5 protein-coding genes are annotated in these 4968 nt (G+C 38.1%); all 5 read right to left on the bottom strand.

The annotated features are described in order from the left end of the window. Positions 1-1320: 1320 nt before the first annotated feature. The 5 genes from AC5GD6_RS06010 to AC5GD6_RS05990 all read right to left on the bottom strand — a co-directional run bounded on the left by AC5GD6_RS06010 (position 1321) and on the right by AC5GD6_RS05990 (position 4243). The gene (locus AC5GD6_RS06010; RefSeq protein ID WP_491846462.1) at positions 1321-1830 is read right to left on the bottom strand and encodes a hypothetical protein; all 510 of its coding nucleotides are present in this window, start codon (positions 1828-1830) and stop codon (positions 1321-1323) included. Between the two features lie 39 nt (positions 1831-1869). Continuing rightward, positions 1870-2169: a hypothetical protein gene (locus tag AC5GD6_RS06005; protein WP_416454486.1), complete on the bottom strand. Its 300-nt coding sequence runs from the start codon at positions 2167-2169 to the stop codon at positions 1870-1872. Positions 2170-3195: 1026 nt separating this feature from the next. Further along, on the bottom strand, positions 3196-3447 hold the full coding sequence (locus tag AC5GD6_RS06000) for a hypothetical protein (protein WP_006302717.1): 252 nt from the start codon (positions 3445-3447) through the stop codon (positions 3196-3198). Between the two features lie 290 nt (positions 3448-3737). Next, positions 3738-3998, bottom strand: a complete 261-nt coding sequence (locus AC5GD6_RS05995) for a Txe/YoeB family addiction module toxin (protein ID WP_491846463.1) — start codon at positions 3996-3998, stop codon at positions 3738-3740. Further along, complete coding sequence (locus AC5GD6_RS05990) at positions 3995-4243, bottom strand: type II toxin-antitoxin system RelB/DinJ family antitoxin (protein ID WP_491846461.1); 249 nt, start codon at positions 4241-4243, stop codon at positions 3995-3997. Before AC5GD6_RS05990 ends, AC5GD6_RS05995 begins: the two co-directional genes overlap by 4 nt. Between the last annotated feature and the right edge of the window lie 725 nt (positions 4244-4968).

Genomic DNA, 4968 nt, shown 5'->3' with positions numbered 1-4968 from the left:
ATAACAGGCTCTTCATCTTCACAATCGCTGCCACTGTAAAAAACGAAAGCATTATCGTGTTCTACGCACAAATCAAATTCGTGAAAATTGCTTACACTGCCTTGTGCTTTTCGCTTGGCTTGGTCAAAAGAAATCATGATTCCCCTATCGTTCAAAGTGATTTTTAGTAGAGGTGAATACTTCCAAATTAAGGACTGCTAATTTGACAAACCCATGTGTAACGATACTTAACAGTTCAATTTAACACTTTGTATTATACGCTACAAAAAAGCTATGCCAAGCGCGTACGCTGCTCATTTTGGTTGTGAACTTGCATATCTTTTCTGATGAGGTCTTTTATAAAAACGTTTTGTTTTGGTGGCGGAACACGTGTTTATATAAATCCATTTCATCGATAAAGAATACGACCTGTATTATATTGTGTCTTTTCCAGTTAGGGTTAGCGCGTTCTATGCTTCGGTTAACTTTTGCGCATGCTATGCATCGGTTACCTTTATTATTTCTTCTTTCCTAAAGTATCAAGAACCTTAACAATATAATGCGCGATAATATACCCTATAGCACTTGTGATAATCATATAAATGTATTGTTCCATGGCAACTACCCCTTTATACTGTAGATAAGACTCTGAGGAGCGAACTCCCCAGCATCTATATTATTTAAGCTCCTCTGCTTTCTTTGTTTTTCTTGGCTTAAGCTTTGGAACTTCTTTTGTATGACAAAACACATTGTTAGATTTTAGTACATGGATATATATTTTATTTCATTTTGATTCTATCAAAAGTAATAATTCGCCTTACACCTCAACCTGTCGGTAATTCGACAGGTGGTTGTTGGTTTTTATATAGGATTAAAATCGTACAAAAAGAGCGCCGTTTGGACGCTCTACCTGTACACGCATTTTCAAGGCTAATAAAAAACCTCATCTACAAAAGATGAAAGCTATAGGGCAAAAAGAGCCTATGCAGGCTCTTTGATTAACGATATTGATTGGTGCAGCACGTGTGCTTACATGTGCGCTCCTTTGAGATCTAATTTTGTTTAGATAGGAGGTATGCTGCTCCGCTAATGGAGGAGCTGCCTCCTATTTATATCAATCTTTTTATGGAAGAAAATTTTTTATAAGGTCAAACATAAAATCGCTAGGGAATACCCAACTAACGACATTTTTGTATTCCATTATTGCAGGTGCCCTGCCGACAACTATGTCGTTGTCACCATATATTGGTCGGTATATATTAATACCTTTATATACACCTAAATATATTGCGTCTTCCAACTCAGGTTGACTTTGGACAAATGCCTTAATCTCCTTATCCATTATGCTTTCTCCAAAATTTTGTCTACCAGTTTCTTATTAAAATCCACATTGTCAACTCTTAACAACTTGGGGGCAACACTTATTTTGTTCCCCTTATACGTGGTGAAAAACTTAACTGAATCAAAATAGTTTGATATATTTTCCCCAGTATACCTACGATTTATTTGTGGGTCAAACAGTCGAAGCCCCTCATTGGTTCTATCTAAGCATATTATATGACCTCCACCGCTTTTCCAACACATTTCAATTGTATATCTAGCGTTTTCTTCAACCACTCCATCAGAGTTAAGCCACATTACAAACCTACTTTTGGTTGGAATCGCCTTACCACGATAATCTTGGATACCCTTTCCCGTATAGGTAATATATTTAGGCTGTTTGCCTGTTTCTCTATCTATATATGCTAGTGACGTATCTCTTGACAACAAATAAGCCGCACTATTCAGCTTTTGATTGTTTGGCACAGCACGAACATTATAGCCTCTTCTACGCGCTTCGTTAGCAACCACACACGTTTGGCAATTAACGGAATATCCAGCATAATTATTTTAAATCCGTTTAAACGTTTCTTCAGTAATTTCACCTTTGGTAAATTTTACCCACGCTTCATAAATATATTTATATTTAGGATTAGCTCTCAGATGGTCTACTTCTTCAAAGCTCATTGGTTCGCTAGGTGCCAAACCACCTATTGTTACCTTGTCGTCAAGTTCTTTTAGTATTTCTTCTGGCTGATAGCCTTCAACACAAGTATCTTTTCCCCCTGCTACAATCCCGCAGTGGCAATTTGAATGATAGTGCCCTTTATCTTCGCTAGCTGATGTTTTTGCGCGTGTCTTACATCCCATAAAGACTTACCCCAATCGTTTTGATGAAATCAATCGCTTTATGGGGCGTGAATACAGTACAAAATGGATCTTCTTTATTACTCGTAAAGGATATGATGCTACCTGTAAAAGCAAATATTCTGATAGTTCTGTTATAAAAGATGATATACGTAGCTATCCAATTGATACGCTCGTTCAGATGAAAATGGCGGTATTTATGAGCAGAAATAGGATTCACGACCTATACGATGTTTTGTTTATAACCAATAACTACTGGGAAGAACTCTCGCAGCCAATTAATCGCCTTTACCGAACAGGTTTCTCTGAAAAGGTATTGAACAGTTTGATCTGATGTGCTATCCAAGACGATGATCTTATTGATAAAGATTCTCTTGCAGAGTCCTTCCTAAAGGCACTTGATAAAGCAAAAATTTCTCACACTACAGAAGAAGTCCACCCGTACCGCTCTCTTGCTGAGGAGATGGCTGCAACGAAGGCAGCACCGAAAGCAGCGGTCAATAGGCAAAAAGAGAACAATGATACATCTATACATCATCGTATTAAACATTAAAGAACAATTTCTATCCCCAAGCTATTCAGCAAGAAATGTTCAAAGTATATAACGACTGGTAAATGCTTTGTAACACTTTGAGCTAAGATCACGCTTAATTACAAATAAGTATCTATGTTTGCGCAGATAAACGGAATAAAGTGAGGAAGCAGAATGGTGGCTAAGAAGGGATACTTCCCTTGTGAGCCCGCATTCCCACTTGACGTGGGATACTCCCAGGTGTGCGAGAAAACGGTACACTGGCAATTACCCGTACAGAATAGGATACTGAGACGCACCAACAATTTGGCAATACTCAAATAAAGGGTGGACAAGCGGATATCATGATGTGGTTGATATCAACCATTTTTATTGAACAAGAAAAAGCTAGTGAAACATGACAGGATATTATTCACAAACGAACACAAACCTGAAAATGAAACCACCATCCCACAATATAAAACCTTTGAAAATGACAAAGGAAAGTATGGGTGCAACTAAAAGGGTAGGCGCGAAAAGGTGTTAGACAGTATATAAGCAACAAGAATCATATAGGCAATCAAAATAATAAAATTTAAATATTGTCCTACTCTCCATACTTTAGCCGTTTTAGTATTATCAACACTCTTGACAAGATGATCATTTTTAGCGTCATTGCGCTCAACATCACCTTTAGCTTTTAATATTTTCTGTATTAGTAGTTCTTTTTCTAGCTCTTCTTTTGTCATGTCGCCAAGTCGCTTATCCATGGTATCCTCCTAACATAGTAAATTTTACTTTATGCTTTCCTCTAGCTCTTCAACTATGCAGTTATCCATGCATTCATTAAGTGTACCACTTTTTAAGTAAATACCCAGTTCATAGCTAACATATCCATCATTAAAATCATAATCTAGATTACCTGGGATCACCCTCACGTGTGCAGAAAAAACTAAAAATCAAGGATTAGTGACTGTATATCAAATTGGTTTTTAAACATAGAAATGTTGGAATGAGGAAGGGTGTGTTAAGCTTTTAAGACATTTGATAGTACACATACTTATTTATCTCTATAATGAGATCCGCACTGTGCCACCTCTATGTTTCCATTCCTTATACGATATACAAGACGATTGCAATCGTCTATTCTTCTGCTCCAAAAACCTCTTAAATCTCCCCTCAGAGCTTCAGGTTTACCTATTCCCTCATAACCGTTTCTTTCAATATCCTGTAGTAACTGAAGTATGCGTTTAATAGTTTTTCTGTCCTGCTTCGTCCAATACTCAAAATCCTCCCATGCTTCATCTGAAAAAAATTTTATTCATAATCTACCTCATGTACTTTTCCCTTACCTGCATTGAGCTGGGTGATAGACTTTCTTAGTCTTGTCATATTTTCATCCCTATAAAACGGATCAACAGCTACTTCAAATGGTATTCTTTGCTCATTTGCAAGCTTTGTAAGAAAAATATTTATAGCCGTAGACATACTTAAGCCCATAGCTGTACAAGCGCTTTCAGCCTTCGCCTTGATTGTATCGTCTACTCTAAAATTCACTTGAGTCATAATATTACCTCTATTTAACGTTATATTTATAGCATTTACTTTACAGCGTAAAGCATTATATACAATATAACATATAATTAAGAATTCCACCATTCTAAAACGGTATGACGTGACATTCCTGTTTCACGTTCACAATCAATCTTTTTACCGTTCGGATTATCCTTGCAACATTTTTCAACAAGATTATTTTAGTGGTTACTCCTTGTGCAGTTACCGTTATCCAACCAATTAGTTAATCGAATGCGTAATACAGATCTTTGTAAACGCTGCTACACGTTCGTCACGTCATCTTCAGTAATAGTTCTCCTTCAGCGTTTAGGCGCAGTATGAGCGCATATGCGTCCGCCTCAAGCTCTTCTTTTGAGATACCACATTTAACGGCATACGTTGCAAGCGTCATAACAAACCAGTAGAGATGCGCTTGTCCTGCTTTACCAGCTTGACGAATTCAGCAATCGTATAAATCACGTTTACACCGCCATGTACCTCAAGGTTGATGGGGTCACCCCCCCCCGCGTATGCAGGAAATACCACAAGATTGCCCAAGCTCTTTACGAGATCGTAGGATCACCCCCGCGTATGCGGGAAATACTAGGTGTACATATCGGTAAGTGTTGGTGCTATGGGATCACCCCCGCGTGTGCGGGAAAAACTAAGCGTGACGGATTCTTGTTCGCGGTATCGGGGGATCACCCCGCGTGTGCGGGAAAAACCGATGAGTATGT

The sequence above is a fragment of the Fannyhessea sp. genome (assembly GCF_986145555.1).
The sequence above is the reverse complement of the archived record's forward strand: the minus strand, read 5'-3'. Positions and strand labels throughout refer to the sequence as shown.